The organism is Ruegeria sp. HKCCA6707 (assembly GCF_013033515.1).
Classification (GTDB): Bacteria; Pseudomonadota; Alphaproteobacteria; order Rhodobacterales; family Rhodobacteraceae; genus Ruegeria.
This window is the reverse complement of record NZ_WQEG01000004.1, coordinates 188963-206967: the sequence shown is the minus strand read 5'-3', so window position 1 is coordinate 206967 and position 18005 is coordinate 188963. Positions and strand designations below refer to the sequence as shown.

At 56.7% G+C, this 18005-nt stretch carries 16 protein-coding genes; 10 read left to right on the top strand and 6 right to left on the bottom strand.

Annotated elements, in window-relative coordinates:
• Positions 1-6 precede the first annotated feature (6 nt).
• Complete coding sequence (gene ilvA, locus GOW40_RS11880; protein WP_171230980.1) at positions 7-1233, top strand: threonine ammonia-lyase IlvA; 1227 nt, start codon at positions 7-9, stop codon at positions 1231-1233.
• On the opposite strand, the gene GOW40_RS11875 is transcribed toward ilvA, so the two are convergent.
• Positions 1230-1559 carry an Hpt domain-containing protein gene (locus GOW40_RS11875; protein ID WP_171132654.1) on the bottom strand — a complete coding sequence of 110 codons (330 nt, stop codon included), beginning with the start codon at positions 1557-1559 and terminating at the stop codon, positions 1230-1232. The two genes, ilvA and GOW40_RS11875, sit on opposite strands and share 4 nt — an antisense overlap.
• A gap of 129 nt (positions 1560-1688) precedes the next feature.
• Between GOW40_RS11875 and GOW40_RS11870 the strand changes: the two genes are divergently transcribed.
• Positions 1689-2960, top strand: coding sequence for a PP2C family protein-serine/threonine phosphatase (locus tag GOW40_RS11870; RefSeq protein ID WP_371731838.1), 1272 nt, complete (start codon positions 1689-1691; stop codon positions 2958-2960).
• Here the strand turns inward: GOW40_RS11870 and GOW40_RS11865 are convergent.
• Positions 2957-3403 (bottom strand): NUDIX hydrolase, encoded by a 447-nt coding sequence (locus GOW40_RS11865; RefSeq protein WP_171132652.1) that lies wholly within the window; start codon positions 3401-3403, stop codon positions 2957-2959. The two genes, GOW40_RS11870 and GOW40_RS11865, sit on opposite strands and share 4 nt — an antisense overlap.
• 76 nt (positions 3404-3479) lie before the next feature.
• Between GOW40_RS11865 and GOW40_RS11860 the strand changes: the two genes are divergently transcribed.
• The 8 genes from GOW40_RS11860 to GOW40_RS11825 all read left to right on the top strand — a co-directional run bounded on the left by GOW40_RS11860 (position 3480) and on the right by GOW40_RS11825 (position 12711).
• Complete coding sequence (locus GOW40_RS11860; protein WP_171132650.1) at positions 3480-4466, top strand: Hsp33 family molecular chaperone HslO; 987 nt, start codon at positions 3480-3482, stop codon at positions 4464-4466.
• Positions 4411-5055, top strand: a complete 645-nt coding sequence (locus tag GOW40_RS11855) for a CoA pyrophosphatase (protein ID WP_171132648.1) — start codon at positions 4411-4413, stop codon at positions 5053-5055. Before GOW40_RS11860 ends, GOW40_RS11855 begins: the two co-directional genes overlap by 56 nt.
• Positions 5052-6206, top strand: a complete 1155-nt coding sequence (locus tag GOW40_RS11850) for a CCA tRNA nucleotidyltransferase (RefSeq protein WP_171132646.1) — start codon at positions 5052-5054, stop codon at positions 6204-6206. The genes GOW40_RS11855 and GOW40_RS11850 overlap by 4 nt, the downstream gene beginning before the upstream one ends.
• A gap of 193 nt (positions 6207-6399) precedes the next feature.
• Positions 6400-8238, top strand: a complete 1839-nt coding sequence (locus tag GOW40_RS11845; protein WP_171132644.1) for an ABC transporter ATP-binding protein — start codon at positions 6400-6402, stop codon at positions 8236-8238.
• Positions 8235-10067 carry an ABC transporter ATP-binding protein gene (locus GOW40_RS11840; RefSeq protein ID WP_171136641.1) on the top strand — a complete coding sequence of 611 codons (1833 nt, stop codon included), beginning with the start codon at positions 8235-8237 and terminating at the stop codon, positions 10065-10067. Before GOW40_RS11845 ends, GOW40_RS11840 begins: the two co-directional genes overlap by 4 nt.
• Positions 10068-10106: 39 nt before the next feature.
• Positions 10107-11336 (top strand): class I SAM-dependent RNA methyltransferase, encoded by a 1230-nt coding sequence (locus tag GOW40_RS11835; RefSeq protein ID WP_171132640.1) that lies wholly within the window; start codon positions 10107-10109, stop codon positions 11334-11336.
• Positions 11337-11349: 13 nt separating this feature from the next.
• On the top strand, positions 11350-12132 hold the full coding sequence (locus GOW40_RS11830; RefSeq protein ID WP_171132638.1) for an ion transporter: 783 nt from the start codon (positions 11350-11352) through the stop codon (positions 12130-12132).
• Positions 12133-12192: 60 nt separating this feature from the next.
• Positions 12193-12711 (top strand): murein L,D-transpeptidase family protein, encoded by a 519-nt coding sequence (locus GOW40_RS11825; protein ID WP_171097457.1) that lies wholly within the window; start codon positions 12193-12195, stop codon positions 12709-12711.
• On the opposite strand, the gene GOW40_RS11820 is transcribed toward GOW40_RS11825, so the two are convergent.
• The 4 genes from GOW40_RS11820 to GOW40_RS11805 all read right to left on the bottom strand — a co-directional run bounded on the left by GOW40_RS11820 (position 12708) and on the right by GOW40_RS11805 (position 17995).
• The gene (locus GOW40_RS11820) at positions 12708-14141 is read right to left on the bottom strand and encodes a sulfotransferase domain-containing protein (RefSeq protein ID WP_171230979.1); all 1434 of its coding nucleotides are present in this window, start codon (positions 14139-14141) and stop codon (positions 12708-12710) included. The genes GOW40_RS11825 and GOW40_RS11820 overlap by 4 nt on opposite strands.
• Before the next feature lie 6 nt (positions 14142-14147).
• On the bottom strand, positions 14148-15848 hold the full coding sequence (locus GOW40_RS11815; protein WP_171132632.1) for a beta-1,6-N-acetylglucosaminyltransferase: 1701 nt from the start codon (positions 15846-15848) through the stop codon (positions 14148-14150).
• Positions 15845-16831, bottom strand: a complete 987-nt coding sequence (locus GOW40_RS11810) for a glycosyltransferase family 2 protein (protein ID WP_171132744.1) — start codon at positions 16829-16831, stop codon at positions 15845-15847. Before GOW40_RS11810 ends, GOW40_RS11815 begins: the two co-directional genes overlap by 4 nt.
• A gap of 147 nt (positions 16832-16978) precedes the next feature.
• Positions 16979-17995: a glycosyltransferase family 2 protein gene (locus GOW40_RS11805; protein WP_171132742.1), complete on the bottom strand. Its 1017-nt coding sequence runs from the start codon at positions 17993-17995 to the stop codon at positions 16979-16981.
• Positions 17996-18005 lie beyond the last annotated feature (10 nt).

Here is an 18005-nt window from a genome sequence, read left to right as displayed (position 1 = left end):
ACCGGCATGACTGATTTCATGACCCGTGCCCGTGCCGCCGAACAGGCGATGCGCTCTGTGTTCCCGGCAACGCCCTTGCAGCGCAATGCGCATTTGTCTGATCGATTTGGTGCCGATATCTGGCTGAAACGCGAAGACCTCAGCCCGGTGCGGTCTTACAAGATCCGGGGCGCGTTCAATGCGATGCGTAAGCAGCAGGGGCAAGAGCTGTTCGTTTGCGCCAGCGCAGGCAATCACGCGCAAGGTGTGGCGTTCATGTGCAAGCATCTGGATGTGCGGGGCGTGATTTTCATGCCTGTGACCACACCGCAGCAGAAAATCCAGAAAACGCGCATCTTTGGCGGCGACAATATCGAGATCCACCTGACCGGTGACTATTTCGACGACACTCTGGCCGCGGCGCAAGCGTGGTGCACCCAGCAGGGCGGGTATTTCCTGTCGCCGTTCGACGATGCGGATGTGATTGAAGGTCAGGCCTCTTTGGCGGTTGAGATTGAAGAGCAATTGGGCCAGGCGCCTGACCATCTGTTGCTGCCTGTGGGCGGCGGCGGCATGTCGGCGGGCGTGACCACATGGTTCGGAGACCGCGCGCATTGCTTGTTCGTGGAACCTGCCGGCGGAGCCTGCTTGCGCGCGGCTCTGGCCACCGGGCATCCCGTGTCGCTGGATCATGTTGACAATTTCGTCGATGGTGCAGCGGTTGGCCGGATCGGCGCGCAACCGTTTGAGCTGCTCAAATCGCGGCATCTGTCGGATGTGCTGGTTCTGTCCGAAGATCGTATTTGTGCCACGATGGTCGAAATGCTGAATGTCGAGGGGATTGTTCTGGAACCAGCCGGAGCTTTGGCCATTGAAGCGCTGGGCGATATCCAAAGCTTTATCCGGGGCAAAACCATAGTCTGTGTCACCTCGGGCGGGAATTTCGATTTTGAACGTCTGCCCGAGGTCAAGGAACGTGCACAGCGGTATTCGGGGGTGAAGAAGTATTTCATTCTGCGCCTGCCGCAGCGTCCGGGCGCGTTGAAAGAGTTTTTGAACATTCTGGGCCCCGAAGACGACATCGCCCGGTTCGAATATATGAAGAAATCAGCCCGCAACTTTGGCTCGGTCCTGATCGGGATCGAAACCAGAAGGCCCGAGAATTTTGCCCGGCTTTTTGCGCATCTTGACGACGCCGGGTTTACCTATACCGATATCACCGATGACGAGACCCTGGCGCAATTCGTGATCTAGTGCAGGTGCTCAGCCAAGCCGGACTGGAAGATCGATTTGGACTGATCATAGGTCTTTAAGATCTCAGCCAGATCAATCTGTCCGGCTTCCCCGGCTGCCGCACGCCGCTCACCATCCTGACACAGTTTGGAGAACTGATTGAACCCAAGGCTGAGTGCGCTGCCTTTCAGGAAATGCAGGTTCTGCTCGATCTGGGTACGGTTTTTATCCTTGTTCAGCCGTTCAATCGCTTCTTGCACCTCGTCCAAGAAAATCTCGACAACTTCGGCGAATTCTTCTGCGCCAACCTCGTCCCGCAATTGTTTGACCCTGGGCCAGTGAATCATGCTGCACCTCCGCCTTACTGCGGGTGATAACCGTTTACGGGTAAACACCGCGTAAAGTTGTGCGTTTCACAAGATATTAAGGCTCGTTCGCCTAGTTTGACGTCGTTTGTGTTGATCAAGGATTCTCAGGTGCTTGCAGCCAGTCAAACCGAAGCCGGTGTTTCGCCGGACTTTGGTGCGATTCAAAAGGTTATGATTGTGGACGACAGCCGTCTGCAGCGCCGTATTCTGGCGGCCTCCCTCAAGAAGTGGGGGTTTGTTGTTCTGGAAGCGGACAGCGGTGAAAGCGCTTTGGCACTGTGTCAAAGAGATCTGCCGGATCTGGTTCTGAGCGATTGGGTGATGCCTGGCATGCGCGGGTTGGAGTTTTGTGAGAAGTTCCGCGCTCTGGACAGTCATCAATACAGCTATTTCATATTGCTGACCTCAAAAAGCGAAAAGCAGGAAGTTGCGCGTGGATTGGATGCAGGGGCTGACGATTTTCTGATCAAACCGCTTGAGGCGGATGAGCTGCGGGCGCGTATTTCGGCGGGTGCGCGCATTCTGGGCATGCAGCGTGAATTGTCGCAAAAAAACGCAATGATCGAAGCTGCTTTGGACGAGCTGAAGGTCGCGCATGATGCGATTGACAAGGATCTTATGCAGGCGCGCAAAATTCAGGAGTCGCTGGTGCCCGAGCTGTCGCGGCGATTTGGAAAGTCGCAACTGAGCTTGCTGCTGAAACCCTGCGGACATATTGGAGGCGATTTGGTGGGGATGTTTTCCCCAAGCGCCAATCGCATCGGCTTTTACAGCATCGACGTGTCGGGCCATGGCATCACATCCGCGATGATGACAGCGCGGCTGGGGGGCTACCTATCCAGCAAGTATTTCGATCAGAACATCGCGATGGTCAAACATTACGACAAGTTCTACGCTCTGCTATCTCCCGAAGAGGTTGCCGCGAATTTGAATGCCCGGCTGCTGGCAGATACCGGCATCGAAGAGTATTTTACGATGGTCTATGCCGTTGTCGATTTGCGCAATGGTCACCTGAAGATGGTCCAGGCCGGTCACCCCCATCCCCTGATGTTGCGACAGGATGGCAGAGCCGAGTTTTTGGGCGAAGGCGGCCTGCCGATCGGCTTGTTGCCAAATGCACAATTTGAGCAGATCGAAACCTATATGCGTCCCGGAGATCGGTTGCTGCTCTATTCGGATGGTTTTACCGAATGTCGTCTGACCGACGGAAGCTTGCTGGATGAAGACGGGTTGGAATCCCTTGCGCTGGATTGTGCCCAAGGACGCGGCGGCGCTGAGTTCCTTGATGATATGTTCTGGCGCCTGACCCAAAAGATGCATCCAAGTGATGGCATGGATGACGATGTCTCGGCTGTATTCTTTGAATATGAGGGGCCTTAGCTGACCCTCAGAATTTGTGCTGCAAAGAAGCGGTCACCGGGGTTACCCAAATGTTCCAGCGCATCGGGAATGTCCATCCAGCGGGCTTCGTGGAACTCTTCGGTTGGTGGGCCTTTGGGCCTGATGGGACGAGCGGTGTAAATCGTACAGAGCTTTTCGGCCCAAAGGTCGTATTCGGGCATATAGGTAAAGCGGCGAAAAGCGCCAACGCGCCGGGGGGCGGCGATCAGCCAGCCGGTTTCTTCGTAAACCTCGCGATGCAGGGCCGTGATCGGTGATTCCCCTGGATCAACCCCACCTCCGGGCAATTGCAATTCCGGTCTTTCGCCATCGTCATACCAGGTGACCAACACGGACCGGCCGCGCGGTAGCAAAGCATAGACACCAGGGCGGCGCGTGTATTTCCGCTGGGGATCAGGGCTTTCACCGAACCGTCTGATCATGTATGGCCCCTTTCAACCGACTGTCTTCGACCTATATGGTGGCGGTATGCCAACCTGTGGCGTGTAAGGAAACCCCATGTCTCTTGGAACAAAAATCGCGTGGGACGACACCGTCCTGCCCTTTCAACTTGATCTTTCCGACATGCGCGGCCGCGTAGCGCGGCTGGATGGTGTGTTGGACGGTATCCTGAAACAGCACGACTATCCCGATGTGGTCGAGGCACTGGTGGCCGAGATGGCCCTGCTGACCGCATTGATCGGCCAGACCGTTTCGCTGCGTTGGAAGCTGTCGCTGCAAGTACAGTCCAAAGGGGCTGTGCGCATGATTGCGACCGACTATTACGCGCCGCAGGAGGAAGGCGAGCCCGCGAGAATCCGCGCATATGCCAGTTTCGACCGTGATCGCCTGACCAACAGCGCCCCATTTGATCAGGTGGGCGAGGGCTATTTCGCGATCATGATCGATCAGGGCGAAGGCACGCAGCCTTATCAGGGGATCACTCCGCTGGCCGGCGGTTCGCTCAGCGCCTGCGCCGAGGCGTATTTCGCGCAGTCCGAACAATTGCCTACGCGGTTTTCGCTGAGCTTTGGCAAATCTACCGAACCGGGCGTCGGTGAGCATTGGCGGGCTGGGGGTGTTATGCTTCAGCATATGCCCAAAGCCTCACCCTTTGCTGCGTCGGCAGAAGGTAGTGGTGATATCCTTACCGCGGCGGATCTGGTTGATGGAGAAGAGGGCGAGAATTGGGGCCGGGTCAATATCCTGCTGGATACGGTCGAAGATCTGGAACTAATCGGCCCTTCGGTTGCGCCAACAGACTTGCTGGTGCGTTTGTTCCACGAGGAACAGCCGCGCGTCTATGATGCGCAGCAGGTGCAGTTCGGCTGTACCTGCTCCGAAGACCGCGTGCGCCAAAGCCTGTCGATCTACTCGGCGCGGGATATCGAGAAGATGACCACCGAAGATGGCAAGGTCACCGCAGATTGTCAGTTCTGTGGCGCTCATTATGTGCTGGATCCCAGTACAGTTGGGTTTGAGGCTGAAGATTCGGACCGTGGCTGACACGATTGCCCTTTTGCAGGCAGCGCTGGGCCGTTCGGGCGCGGGGTCCAGTGACTTTGACCTGAACCCCGATGTCGTTCTGCCCGCCGGGCGCAAATTGCGTCCTGCAGGCGTGTTAGTGCCTGTTTCCATTGCAGACGGGGCGGCGCAACTGATCCTGACCAAACGGTCTTCGGCCTTGAAACACCATCCCGGGCAAATCGCGTTTCCGGGTGGCAAGAAGGACGAAGGGGACATCGATGTTACGGCTACAGCCCTGCGCGAGGCGCGGGAAGAGATCGGACTGCCCTTAGACCTGCCAAAGGTTCTGGGCCATTTACCAACACATGAGACAGTGACCGCCTTCACCGTGACACCCGTTGTGGCGGTGCTGGAGAGCGGTTTCGAACCTGTACCAGAGCCCGGCGAAGTGGACGAAGTCTTTTCAGTGCCTCTTGCACATATTCTGAACCCGGCGAATTATGTGATCGAGTCGCGCCGTTGGCGGGGGCAGAGACGGTATTATTTCGCCGTCCCCTATGGTCCCTATTATATTTGGGGCGCGACAGCGCGTATTTTGCGTGGATTGGCAGCACGGGTACATGAATGAAGCGGATCACCGAAGACTGGATCACGGCTGAGGCCACGCAAAAGGTCTGTGCCGCGCTCACCGATGATGGGGCACAGGCGCTTTTTGTTGGCGGCTGCGTGCGCAATGCACTGCTGGGGGTTCCAGTCTCGGATATCGACATTTCCACCGACGCACGCCCTGAACGGGTGATGACCCTGGCCGAACAGGCCGGGCTAAAGGCGATCCCAACGGGGATCGAGCATGGGACGATCACGGTGGTCAGCCACGGCCTTCCGCACGAAATCACCACGTTTCGCCGTGACGTCGAAACCGATGGCCGCCGCGCGGTTGTGGCCTTTTCAGACAAGGTGGAAGAAGACGCGGCGCGACGGGATTTCACCATGAACGCGCTTTATGCGCAGCCAGACGGTACGATCCTTGATCCATTGAACGGGTTGCCCGACCTTCAGGCCCGTCATGTTCGCTTTATCGGCGACGCGCAGGCGCGTATCCGCGAGGATTATCTGCGGTCGTTGCGGTATTTCCGGTTTCACGCGTGGTATGGCGATGCCGAAGCCGGGTTCGACCCGGATGCGCTCGCGGCTATTTCCTCGAATTTGGATGGTCTTGCCGGGTTGTCCCGTGAGCGGGTCGGTGCCGAGCTGCTGAAACTGCTTGGCGCACCTGATCCGGGGCCGTCCGTTGCGACCATGCGTCAGACCGGTGTTTTGACGCATCTGCTGCCCGGTATCGAAGACCGAGCTTTGCCGATTCTGATCAAACTCGAACAAGATGCCGGGGCCACACCGGATCCAATCCGTCGGTTGGCGGCCATCGCTTCGACGGACGTGGCCCAGACCCTTCGTTTAAGCAAGGCGCAGCTTCAACGGCTAGCCCGGATGCGAGAGGAATCTACCGGAACGGCGGGAGTTGCCGAGCTTGGGTTTCGCTATGGTGCAGAAGGTGGCTTGCATGAAACCCTGTTGCGCTGCGCCTTTCTGGAGCAGCCCTGGGACGAGCAGTTCAAGGCCCAGCTGCAAGCAGGGGCAAAAGCGATTTTTCCTATAAAAGCCAAAGACTTGATCCCCGATTTTTCGGGACCCGCGCTGGGCAAGAAATTGGCCGAGCTGGAGGCCCGCTGGATCGCCTCGGGCTTTACGCTTTCACGCCAGGAATTGCTGGCGGGTTAGATAAAGTCTCAAAAGGGGATGACAAATCAGATCTTTTGTGTCTAGTGTGCGCCTGTCTCAATCTTGGAGGGAGGAATGCGAATGTATTACGGGATCTCGTTCGGCTAAGGCCCTGAACACTTGACCCGTAGGGTGGTGTTCTTGCGCCATCTTTTTCGCATGTCTGTCTATTTGCTCAATTGGAGCACTCTCCATGTTTCGCTATTTCGAAAACCTTGTTGACCCTTTTGTCGCCTATGAAGAAACGGATACGCCGCCCACGCGGTTGTGGCCCTTCATGCTGGATTACACTCGGCCATTCTTCCGCGTCTTCTTCTGGGCGGGGTTGATCTCGGTTGTTGTTGCTGCGGTCGAGGTTGGCCTGATCTATTACATGGGTCGCGTCGTTGACCTGCTGTCGGGGCCACCTGCCGAAGTCTGGCAGGCCCACGGGACCGAACTGCTGTTGATGGCGGTGTTTGTCCTGTTGCTGCGGCCTTTGTTGCACATCGTGGATGTGTTGCTGCTGAACAATGCAATTCTGCCGAATATCGGCACGATCTTCCGTTGGCGCGCCCATAAGCACGTTTTGCGTCAGTCTGTTGGCTGGTTCGAAAACGATTTTGCGGGCCGTATCGCCAACCGGATCATGCAGACACCGCCCGCGGCGGGCGAGGCTGTGTTTCAGGTCTTTGACGCGATCTCATTCTCGCTGGCCTATCTGGTGGGGGCGGCGATCCTGTTGATGGCGGCGGACCCAAGGCTGCTGTTGCCCCTTGTGATCTGGCTTGGTCTTTACGCCGTTTTGGTGCGGTGGACGGTCCAGCGGGTTGGGCCTGCGTCAAAGGCAGCCTCGGACGCGCGGTCGGCTGTGACCGGGCGCGTTGTGGACAGCTATACCAACATTCATTCGGTCAAGATGTTTGCCCATGCGGATCAAGAGCTGGATTATGCACGCGAAGCCATCGAGGAAACGCGGCGCACCTTTCAGGTTGAGATGCGGATCTTCACCATCATGGATGCGGCTTTGGTCACGTTGAACGGGGTGCTGATCGTGGGTGTTGTCGGCTGGGCGATTGCGCTGTGGATGCAGGGCAGTGCTTCTGTGGGCGTTGTTGCGGCGGCCACGGCGCTGACCTTGCGGCTGAACGCGATGACCGGTTGGATCATGTGGGCGCTGACCAGTTTCTTCCGACAGCTTGGCGTTGTGGCCGAGGGGATGGAGACGATTGCGCAGCCTATCAAACTGCTGGACTCCCCTGCGGCCAAACCTTTGCAGCTGACCGAAGGGCGGATCGAAATCCGTGACCTTTCGCATCACTATGGGCGCAAGACCGGTGGTCTGGATCATGTGAATATTGCGATTCAGCCCGGTGAAAAGATTGGACTGATCGGGCGTTCAGGGGCCGGGAAATCGACCCTGGTAAAGCTGCTTTTGCGCTTTTACGACGTTGAGAGCGGAGCGATCCTGATAGACGGCCAGGATATCGCAACGGTCACGCAAGACAGTTTGCGCAGCCGGATCGGCATGGTTCAGCAAGACAGCGCCTTGCTGCACCGTTCGGTGCGGGACAACATCCTTTATGGACGACCCGAGGCCACCGAAGACCAGATGATCCAGGCTGCGAAACAGGCCGAAGCGCATGAGTTCATTCTGGATCTGCAAGATCCGCAGGGACGCACCGGCTATGATGCGCATGTGGGCGAACGCGGTGTGAAACTCAGCGGAGGTCAGCGGCAGCGGGTGACGCTGGCGCGGGTGATCCTGAAGGACGCGCCGATCCTGTTGTTGGACGAGGCGACATCTGCCCTAGATTCCGAGGTCGAAGCCTCGATTCAGGAGACGCTCTACGGCATGATGCAAGGCAAGACAGTGATCGCGATTGCCCACCGGCTGAGCACGATCGCGCAGATGGATCGGATTTTGGTCATGGATGGCGGACGGATTGTGGAAGAGGGCGCCCATGCAGACCTGTTGGCGCAGGGCGGGCTCTATGCGCAGTTCTGGGCGCGGCAATCCGGTGGCTTTATGAACCCTGAGGCCGCTGAATGAGGTTTTCGGATTTCATAGACCCGTTCAAAAAGACAGAAACGCCCCCGCCGCAAACGCTGGGGGCGTTTATCCGCTGGTGCCTGAGCGGTGCCTGGCCAATGATCTTTATCGCGGCGTTCTTTTCGGCAGCGGCTGGCGCTTTGGAGGCCGGCACAGCCTGGATGCTGGGACTTGTGATCGATCTCGCCGTTTCCGGTGGTCGTGCGGGCTTTTTGACCGCAAGCAACATCTGGATGATCGTCGGGGTGGCCGCGTTTTTCATGCTGCTGCGCCCGATCCTGTTTGGTATTTCGGCTTTTACCAATGGCTACATGCTGATGCCCAATATCCCCACATTGGTTCTGGCCCGCTTGAACCGCTGGACCTTGGGCCAATCGGTGACCTTTTTCGACGATGATTTCGCGGGACGCATCGCGCAAAAGCAAATGCAGACCTCAAACGCCTTGGCATCGGTCGTGTCGGAAACCATCAGCGCGATTGTGTTTGCCTTGGCGTCGCTTGTGGGTTCTTTGCTTTTGTTAGGGTCGATTCACCCTCTTGTTGTCCTGCCTTTCATGGCCTGGCTAGTGGTCTATGCGCTGTTGATCCGTTGGTATCTGCCAAGGATCCGGCAACGGTCCGCTGCGCGCGCGGGTGCCCGGGCGATGGTATCGGGGCAGGTGGTGGATACGATCACCAATATCAAAACCGTCAAACTGTTTGCCCACGGGTCGTTCGAGGAAAGCGCCGCCCAGAATTCCCTGGTCGATTTTCGTGAGAAGATGCTGGCCTTCGGTAAGCTCTCGGCCAGTTTCCGGTTCTTTCTGATGGCTCTGGCCGGTGTTTTGCCGGTGCTGTTGTTGGGCGCAACATTGTGGTTGTGGCAAGCAGGCAATGCCACGGCGGGTGACATCGTGGCTGCCGGGGCTGTGTCTATCCGCATCGCGCAGATGACGGGCTGGGTCAGTTTCGTGCTGATGGGGCTCTATTCCAATGTCGGTGAAATCGAAAACGGTATGATCACCCTGACCAAGCGCGACCGAGTCGTGGATAAACCCGGTGCGCAAGACCTGAGCGTTCCTGCCGGCGGCATATGTTTCGACGATGTCACCTTTGCCTATGGGCGCGATATCGGAGGTGTCAGCGCCTTGAACCTGAAGGTCGCACCCGGTGAAAAGCTGGGTATTGTTGGTGCGTCGGGGGCGGGAAAGTCAACGCTCGTGTCGCTGCTTCTGAGGCTCTATGACAGGGAAAAAGGCGCGATTCTGATCGATGATCAGGATATCGGTCATGTCACACAAGACAGTCTGCGCAGCCAGATCGGTATGGTCACCCAAGAAACGGCGATGTTCAATCGTTCGGCACGTGACAATATCCTCTACGGCAATCCCAATGCATCAGAAGAACAGCTAATCTCTGCTGCACAAAAGGCCGAAGCGCATGAGTTCATCGAAAGCCTCAAGGATGGCCAGGACCGTACCGGCTATGACGCGCATCTGGGCGAGCGTGGTGTCAAGTTGAGCGGAGGTCAGCGTCAGCGGATCGCCCTTGCGCGTGCCATCCTGAAGGACGCGCCTATTCTGGTTCTGGACGAGGCGACTTCGGCGCTGGATTCCGAGGTTGAGGCCTCGATACAATCGGCTTTGCAGCGGGTGATGGAAGGCAAAACCGTTCTGGCGATTGCGCACCGCCTGTCGACGCTCAGCGAGATGGACAGGATCATCGTGTTGGATCAGGGACGCATCGTGGAAAGCGGGCCGCATGATGTGTTGCTGGCACAAGGCGGGCTCTATGCGCGGTTCTGGCATCGTCAATCTGGCGGATTTATTCAGACCGAAGCTGCGGAATAAGGGTTTTTTTACCCGGGCAAGCCGATTATCAGGCCTGCCATGACGCAGGAATTCACCATTCTCCGCCTTGGTCATCAGGGTGACGGCATCGCCGACGGGCCGATCTATGCCCCGCGCACCCTTCCGGGTGAGGTGGTCACAGGTGTTCCGTCCGGGACCACGCTGGAAGATATCCGGGTTCTCACCCCGTCTGATGATCGTGTGAAAGCGCCATGCCGTCACTACAAAGCGTGCGGTGGCTGTCAGTTGCAGCACGCCTCGGATGATTTTGTGGCGGATTGGAAGGTTGACATTGTGCGCAACGCGCTTGCCGCGCAGGGGATTTCGACCAACATGCGCGCAATCCATACCTCGCCCCCAAAGTCGCGCCGGCGTGCGACGATTGCGGTGCGGCGGACAAAAAAGGGCACGTTAGCTGGGTTTTACGGGCGCGCGTCGGGCACGATAACCGAGATAAGCGACTGTCAGTTGCTTGATCCAGAGCTGACATCCGCGATCCCGGTAGCTGAAGCTTTGGCGATGATTGGCGGCAGCCGTAAAGGTGTTTTGGCAGTGACGATGACTCTGTCAGAGGGCGGTCTCGATGTATCGGTCACAGGTGGCAAACCTTTGGATGGCCCATTGGAACTGGCGCTGGCCCAGGCAACTGAAAAACACGGATTGGCGCGGCTCAGCTGGGATGGCGAAGGGATTGCCATGCGTCACGCGCCATCGCAGCGCTTTGGTGCGGCCAGCGTTGTGCCGCCTCCGGGCGCGTTTCTGCAAGCCACAAAAGATGGAGAACAGGCTCTGTTACAGGCAGTTATGCAGGCAACCGACGGGGCCAAACGCATAATCGACCTGTTTGCTGGAAGCGGAACATTTTCTTTGCCCTTGGCCCAACATGCGGAAGTGCACGCAGTTGAGGGCGAAGCGGCGATGGTGCAAGCGCTGGACCAGGGATGGCGCAAAGCACAGGGCTTGAAACGCGTAACGACCGAGGCGCGTGACCTGTTCCGCCGACCGCTGATGACGGATGAGTTGAAACCTTTTGATGCGGTGGTCCTCGATCCGCCACGCGCCGGGGCCGAAGCGCAGATTGCCGAATTGGCACAGGCCGCGAGTCCAATTATCGCTTATGTGTCTTGCAACCCTGTGACATTCGCTCGCGATGCGAAAACATTGGTTGAGGCCGGTTACACCCTTGAATGGGTGCAAGTGGTGGACCAATTTCGATGGTCGTCACATACCGAACTTGCCGCGCGCTTTACCTTGAACCCAAAACCCTGACTGGAGATCCTCAATGGCGTCCGAACGCCTGCTACGCTTGATCGAATCCCCGAATTTTGGGCGCTTTATCACCGCAGTCATCATCTTCAACGCAGTTCTGCTTGGAATGGAAACGTCGCCGACCCTGATGGAGGTGGTGGGGCCCTTGATTGTGACACTGGACAAGATCTGCCTTGCGATCTTTGTTGCCGAGATTGCCATGAAACTGATTGCAACCGGGCGCAGGTTTTTTACCAGCGGATGGAACATTTTCGATTTCATAATCGTCGGCATCGCCTTGGTCCCAAGCGCGGGTGGCCTTTCGGTTCTGCGCGCGCTGCGAATCCTGCGGGTTTTGCGCGTCATCTCGGTGGCACCCCGATTGCGGCGCGTGGTCGAGGGGTTCATCTCGGCGTTACCCGGGATGGCCAGCGTCTTTTTGTTGATGGCGATCTTGTTCTATATCGGTGCCGTCATCTCAACAAAGCTGTTCTCGGAAACCTTTCCCGATTGGTTCGGAGATCTTGGACTTTCGGCCTATACGCTGTTCCAGATCATGACACTGGAAAGCTGGTCCATGGGAATCGTGCGGCCGGTTATGGCTGTTTACCCCTATGCATGGCTGTTCTTTGTGCCGTTCATCATGGTGACAACCTTTGCCGTGGTGAACCTGCTGGTGGGTCTGATCGTGAATTCGATGCAAGACGCCCACCATGCCGAGGATGAGGTAAAGACGGATGCGTATCGCGACGAAGTATTGGAACGGCTGGAAAGTATCGAACAGCGCCTGAAGACCCAGGCGGACATCAAAAAGTGATTTCGAATTTGGCGTTTTCTGGCATAATACTGAAAAAAAATCGAGTAGTAGGCAGTGATCATGGATCGTCGAGCATTTGGATTGGGTGCAATGGCAACGCTGAGTTTGTCAGCCTGTGCGTCTGCCAGCCCAAAATTTTTGTCATATAACGGGCCCGAAGTGACATCGCTTGTGGTGAACAAGGGTGCGCGCAAGCTGTATCTGTTGCACAACCAACAGATTCTTCGTGAATATGATGTGGACCTGGGTTTCGCGCCCAGTGGTACCAAAACCAAAAAGGGTGACGGTCGGACACCGGAAGGTACCTATTTGATCGACCGCCGAAATCCGCGTAGCCGGTATCATCTTTCTGTGGGGATTTCGTACCCCAATTCCGAGGATATCGCACAGGCCAAGGCCGCGGGTGTTGATCCCGGTGGTGATATCTTCATCCACGGTCAGCCAAACCTGCGGTCCGAGCTTAGGCGTGCGAAAAAGACGCCGGATTGGACCGCCGGATGCATCGCCGTTACCAATGAAGAGATCGAAGAGATCTATGCCATGGTGACCGAAGGGACGATCATCACGCTGCGTCCCTAAAGCGGTTTCCAGTCTGAAAACCCAAACATCTGATAGTCGCGCTGGTAGGCTTCGACCGCCAGCGTTTCTAGCTGGGCGTTATAAATCTGCGACAATGCGAACGGGCTGTCGGCTGGCGCGTGTTCGGGTTCAGGTGGTGTAGCATGACCCAATTGCCGGGCAAGGTCGGGCAGGACGGTTTTCATCTCATCCTCGCGCAGGATCATGTCAGGCAACGTAAACGCGGCAATGCCCTGCAGCGTCTGCGCCTGGCTGCACCATAACCCGTCGACCCGAATTGGCGTTTGTCCTGCCAACACGTTGCGCATGATGCGCAAGAACGCCGAAAACGCCTCGCGGTGCTGTTCAACCGAGTAATTCTCCGGTGTAACAGTGCCGGGAAGTGGCAGCTTGTAGCGATTGCGTAGCATATTGCGGATCGCGACATAGGCGTCCGGCCCCGTATTCACAATCCGAGTGCAAAACACCGCATGGGCACGGGCCAACGGATGACGCAGTACAGTGAACTTGCGATGGCCCGGATGGGTTTTCATCCAAGTCCGCACCTGTTTTTGACCCCGATCTGTCAGAAGCGCACCTGTTTCGGCACCGTCCAAATTGGCCAGCCAATTCGCAACCTCGGCCTCTGGCCCGCCGCGCACGGGTAAATACATCAACGCGGATTTGGGTGCTGCCACGTATCGAGGGACAGACGGGCCCCGGCGCGGTTCGAAATTTGGAACCTGGTACAGGTTGAAGCGATCCAGCTTGGCGACGGCTTGTTCCATGGCGTCTGGGTTGGTCACTTTGTCCAAAGCAGATGTCGGGTTTTGCCGTTTTAGATGCTGCTGCGAAGCATCGAGCCGCGCGGATACCCCGAGCCACTTTGCCAGCCCGTTAAGAACCTCAACATCGTTGAGATCGTCATACCCGATGTAAAAGGGCGTTTGCCCGGTTCTCTGCAAATGGTTCAGCACGGTTAGTTGAAAGCTTTGCCGCTGCTCCATCTCTTCAAAGAACTCATCGGCGTCAAATTCAATCTGGGCCTCGCGACGCTGTTTGATGTTCACCAGCTTCCACTGTTTGGTCGCTACGGCGATTTTCCACGACACGTAACTGTCCAACGGGTTTCGTGTCAGAACGATCTTTGCGCAGCGCTGATCATCCAGGGCCGGTGTCAGTACGCGGGTGTCATGTGTGCTGAAAAAGCGAAACCCGTTGAGCGCTCCGGGGGTCGATTTGATCGTTTCCAGAAAAGCCAGCGGATCACGATCGCGGTCCTCAAGGGTAAAGCCCAGAAGCTGATCCAGCTTGGGCAACCCAATGAAATAGGGGTTGAACGCCTCACCATGACAGGTGACACCGTCCAACGCGTTCAGGTTGGATTCCAGCTGGTTCGATCCGGTGCGCATGTCCGCCAAAACGATGAAATAGTCGAACGCGTCCGTCATACCGGGCTACTGTACAAGATAGGGTTTTGTGTAGGTTTTGGATCTGGATCCAAAGATGTCGTCTTCGGGGAAATCGCCAACCAGATACGGGTGCATGCCCTGATTTTTCAAATTTTTCATGAACTTACCAAACCCTGTCAGGTCGACCATTTTTGGCGCTTCGGCAAGGTGGTTCGGTTGGGTTATTCCGATATCCTCTACCACGACCTGCAAGTACTCCATCGGAGATTCAACGAACTCCGCCAGCGACCAGATCCGGATCCTTGTACCGCTGCGCGCTGTTGCCAAAGCCTGTAGCTGTTTGCTTTCGATCTGCTGTAATCGCGCAGATCGAGCGCGGATATCCGCAAAATTCAAGTTTGATCGGAAAAGTGGCAATGCCCATGCACCGGAAATTACCGATATCTGAGCGTTTTTGTCCTGTGCCAGAAAACTGCAGATCTTTTGCGTATCAAATGGGCCAAACTGAAAACACTGTCGTTCGCCGCGCGTGTTCCAGATGAGGTTCGATAAGAACGCCTCGGGGTTGTAGTCACGTAGCTTAGCACAGGAGCTGAGCCCTCCTGTTGTCGTTGCTTCGTTACTTGCAAACTTGGCGCCGGTTGGATCGAACAGATGCCCGTGGACGCAGGCGCTTGTAGTATTTGCCAACCAAGGTTCGAAATCTTCAAACAATTCTGCAAAGCCCTGAAAGACCGAATATGGAAATGCGGTCAGCGCGCTGCCTTTTCGATGTCGCGGGAAACGACCTTGCATATAAAGCCCCTCGCGGCCTTTGGTGCGCCTGTCGACCGCTTTGGCAAATAGCCGATCAATTTTGCCGGGGTTTGGTTCAGCCGGTTTGATGGCGCTGGCCTGATCGGTCAGAAAGGCCTGATACAGCCGCTCGGCCCGAGGCCAGATCTTGCGGGCCACAAAACAATCAGATCGTCGCAGCAATTGCAGGTGATCGTCATAAAACACATGTGGACGCCCCTGATAGTCAAACTTCGAAAGCGTCAGGGATCGGCTTTCGATATGCGTTGAATAGAGCCGTGTCAGGGTCTGAAAATAGCTTTCATCCGGGATCCAAACGCGGCGGAAATAGTTGTCATAGCTTTTGCGCTTTGGGTCTTGCAGGATCGCAGACAGGGTTTGCCGGGTCAGGCACCACCATTGGCTACCCATATGCGGCACCAACCCTTCGGGGATCTTGCGCCGCACACCCAATGAGCGTTGTACCCTGACATAAAAATCGAAGAGTTTGCGCTGCTTGCGCCAGGAAAACGGGAAGCGCAGCGTAAACCGTTCCAGATCCAGCCCACCGATCGTCCAGGTCACGTCCGCAGTCGTCGCGCTTTCGATGAAATCGACGCGGGGGCGTTCAGCCAGATAGTCGATCAACTCGGGGATCGGACGCAAGGGCAAGCAGGCGCCCGATGACAGGAACACGTGCCGCACATTCGGGAAACTGTACAACAATTGTTCTGCTGCACTTTGAGAAGCCGCGACGATGCCCCAGCCTCCCCATTCGCAGATATGGCGCTTGGAAAACCGGATCAGAGGATCGTTGGCACAGGCGGTAGCAAAGGCTGAATAGACATCGTTTTGAACTTTGCGGTCCACATGGATCACAACAGGGCAGCCCGAGGCGGTCCAATGCCGCGCGATCTGTTCTGCGCGATCCAGATCCGCATGCACAAGCATTACGACGCCAAGGCTGTTCATGCCCAGTTTCCTTTCGACATCAGCCCCAAAATCTCAAGCTGACGCCAGTTCAGATATTTCTCGGACCAGTCATTCCAGAATACCGGCTGCGCGTCGAGCTGATCGGCATAGGCCTGATATTCACCGGACCCGCGATAATGTTCGCCGCGTGCAACCTCTTCCTTTGCTTTGGCACCCAACGTGTCAATCAGCTTGGCGTGCAACAAAACCCCACAGGTTTTTTCACCACCTGCCTCTTCGTAGACCTGGTTCAACCCGCGTGGCAAAAGCGAGTGGGTTGAACTGACATAGGCATAGCGTCGGTTCCATTTGACCAGCGGGATCTTGTTCAGCGCCGGCGCTTTCTTTGGGGTGTCCTGAAAAAACACACGCGCCCGCGCCCCGCCCTGAATCCAGAGATTGCCGTAAGTGGGGTTCCGCGTGATCATGTAGTTGCCAGAATCGAACCACTGGGCGATCTCAAACGGATCTTGCCCCTCGCGATAGGGTACATCCTCGATCCGGCCTTTTGGGTACATGTCGATCAGCATCGTCCCAAAACTGCGCACACCAGTGCCTTGCAGCCAATCTGTCAGGGCGCGGATCGGGCGGCTGTCGCAGAAGGGATAGACAAAGAACTCATCCGGGTCGACCGTCAGAACCCAATGGCCATGCGCATATTTCCGCAGCAGATAGTTCGACCAATCGATCCCATAGGTGGATTTGCGATAGCTGGCGGTCGTGCTCCAGGTTGAAACGTCAGACTGACTGGTCAGAAACTCGGCGGTTCCGTCTGTGCTGTCATTGTCGACAAACAGAAAGTGATCGACACCCAACCGCCGGTAATAGTCCAGAAAATACGGCAGCCGGATTTTTTCGTTCCGCACGACACAGACCAGGAGGATGTCATCGGGGCGGATCGACTTGGTCGCATTGCGGAGGGGTTTGAGTTCACGTCGCTTGCGCACACACCGGATCAAACGGCGCTTGCGCCGCAATCTCATGCGATAGGAGTCCAAAAGGCTCACGCGACTGCCCCACCTTTTCTGAAACGCGAGCATGCCCAATGTTGGATACGGCCTGAAAGTACCCGGGCAATTGCCGTGTTATGCCATTTTTCAAGCCTATGAGGCAACGGGTTTAAAACCGGTTTACGTCCCCGCGGGCAGTGACCAGTCGATTTCGGACATCAGACCAAGGTTTTGCAGCTGCGCGCCGCCTTCAAACCGCGTCGACTGACCGGTCCAAAGATCGGGCGCGTCGCTGATCCCGTCATAGTAGGGGGCAAATTGATCGGGGTCGTGGAAATGCTGCCGTCGCGCCTTTTCGATGCTGGATTTTGCAACGACTTCCGGCAGAAACTTGGTGTGCAGCAACACACCAGAAGCAGCTTTGCCGGCAGGCCCATCATAGGCAAAGTTCAAATCGCGCGGCAGGGCGGAATGTGTCGAATTTACATAAGCATAATGACGGTGCCACCGGATCAGCGGGATCTTGTTCAGGGTCGGCGATCGCTCTGGCTTGTCGGTAAAGAAGGCCCGTTCCCGCACACCACCTTGAACCCACAGATTGCCCAATGGTTCTTGCCTTTGCGCGCGGTACGGGCCCGCGTCAAACCAGTTCAGAACTTCTGTCGGATCGGTGCCGGGATCATATCTCTGCTGCCCCAGCGGCCCTTTGGGGTAAAGATCCAACATCAATGTGCCAAAGGCGTTCTGGCCCCGGGACTGCAAAAGCTTTGTCAGATCGGTCAGCGGATGCTTATCGGATCCGGCATAGGTCAGCAATTCGTCTGCATCCACAGTCAGGGCCCAATGGTCCTGCGCAAAACGCATCTGGAGCCAGGTTAGCCAATCGACACCAAACCGCGCCGTGCGATAGCTTGCCGGGGTTTGCCACAAGGATACGTCAGGCTGTTCTATCAGGAATTCTGCGGTGCCATCGTCGCTTTGGTTGTCGACCATCAGGAAATGATCGACCCCCAAGCGTCGGTAGTGGTGCAGAAACCAGGGCAGACGGGTGATTTCGTTGCGCAGGGTGGTAAAGGCCAAAATGGCGTCCGGCGCGATCAGACGGGTGCGGTTGGACAGTTTCGTCAGCGCGTGACGACTGCGAAAGGACCGCCAGAGCAAGCGTTTGCGCCGCAGGCGCAGCCGATAAAGCTGCATCCAGCCCGCC

Excerpts from the sequence above, each read along its gene's own strand:
- ilvA (WP_171230980.1), top strand. The coding sequence starts at position 7 with ATGACTGATTTCATGACCCGTGCCCGTGCCGCCGAACAGGCGATGCGC.
- GOW40_RS11875 (WP_171132654.1), bottom strand. The coding sequence starts at position 1,559 with ATGATTCACTGGCCCAGGGTCAAACAATTGCGGGACGAGGTTGGCGCA.
- GOW40_RS11865 (WP_171132652.1), bottom strand. The coding sequence starts at position 3,403 with ATGATCAGACGGTTCGGTGAAAGCCCTGATCCCCAGCGGAAATACACG.
- GOW40_RS11860 (WP_171132650.1), top strand. The coding sequence starts at position 3,480 with ATGTCTCTTGGAACAAAAATCGCGTGGGACGACACCGTCCTGCCCTTT.
- GOW40_RS11855 (WP_171132648.1), top strand. The coding sequence starts at position 4,411 with ATGTGCTGGATCCCAGTACAGTTGGGTTTGAGGCTGAAGATTCGGACC.
- GOW40_RS11850 (WP_171132646.1), top strand. The coding sequence starts at position 5,052 with ATGAAGCGGATCACCGAAGACTGGATCACGGCTGAGGCCACGCAAAAG.
- GOW40_RS11845 (WP_171132644.1), top strand. The coding sequence starts at position 6,400 with ATGTTTCGCTATTTCGAAAACCTTGTTGACCCTTTTGTCGCCTATGAA.
- GOW40_RS11840 (WP_171136641.1), top strand. The coding sequence starts at position 8,235 with ATGAGGTTTTCGGATTTCATAGACCCGTTCAAAAAGACAGAAACGCCC.
- GOW40_RS11835 (WP_171132640.1), top strand. The coding sequence starts at position 10,107 with ATGACGCAGGAATTCACCATTCTCCGCCTTGGTCATCAGGGTGACGGC.
- GOW40_RS11830 (WP_171132638.1), top strand. The coding sequence starts at position 11,350 with ATGGCGTCCGAACGCCTGCTACGCTTGATCGAATCCCCGAATTTTGGG.
- GOW40_RS11825 (WP_171097457.1), top strand. The coding sequence starts at position 12,193 with ATGGATCGTCGAGCATTTGGATTGGGTGCAATGGCAACGCTGAGTTTG.
- GOW40_RS11820 (WP_171230979.1), bottom strand. The coding sequence starts at position 14,141 with ATGACGGACGCGTTCGACTATTTCATCGTTTTGGCGGACATGCGCACC.
- GOW40_RS11815 (WP_171132632.1), bottom strand. The coding sequence starts at position 15,848 with ATGAACAGCCTTGGCGTCGTAATGCTTGTGCATGCGGATCTGGATCGC.
- GOW40_RS11810 (WP_171132744.1), bottom strand. The coding sequence starts at position 16,831 with ATGAGATTGCGGCGCAAGCGCCGTTTGATCCGGTGTGTGCGCAAGCGA.
- GOW40_RS11805 (WP_171132742.1), bottom strand. The coding sequence starts at position 17,995 with ATGCAGCTTTATCGGCTGCGCCTGCGGCGCAAACGCTTGCTCTGGCGG.